Origin of the sequence: Pseudomonas sp. 30_B (genome assembly GCF_017491605.1) — a bacterium.
Taxonomy (GTDB): domain Bacteria; phylum Pseudomonadota; class Gammaproteobacteria; order Pseudomonadales; family Pseudomonadaceae; genus Pseudomonas.
In genome coordinates this window covers 1-483 of record NZ_JAFGYY010000249.1, presented here as the reverse complement: position 1 = coordinate 483, position 483 = coordinate 1, and the positions used below count along the sequence as shown (strand labels likewise).

Annotated in this window: 1 protein-coding gene; it reads right to left on the bottom strand. The window is 69.6% G+C overall.

The annotated features are described in order from the left end of the window. Positions 1-40: 40 nt before the first annotated feature. On the bottom strand, positions 41-483 hold a 443-nt coding region (gene opgC / locus J5M67_RS28130), incomplete at its 5' end, for an OpgC domain-containing protein (protein ID WP_207888635.1).

Here is a 483-nt window from a genome sequence, read left to right as displayed (position 1 = left end):
CATATGCTAGCAGCGGCGCATGACGGCCGTAGGCGGATTTTCAGCGTTTCGGGCGGCGCAGCGGCAGCCGCAGCGGCAGCCGGAACGGCCGCAGCGGCTGCAGCAGCGGCGATTGCCTGACGAAATCCGACGCCCGCGCGACGAGCGGCGCGTACAGCTTCGCGACGACGTACAGCAGGCCGATCGCGGCCGCGTCGGCGGCGAGGCCGAGCCGCAGGTCCAGATAGCCGTCCGTCGCCGCGTACAGCAGCGAATCGACGAGCAGCGAAATGCCCGTGCCGGCGACAAAGCACAGCAGGCCCTGGCGGCCGATCGTGCCGATCCACGGCATCGCCCGCGCGATCCGGTGCATCCAGCCGAGATGGACGAGCTTCGCGGCGAGCCAGGCGATCGCGATGAAGTTCGCGAGCCGCAGCGCGCCGAGATTCTGCTTGATCGACGGATCGGTCGGGAACGGTTCGATGCGCAGCCGGTAGTACGCGC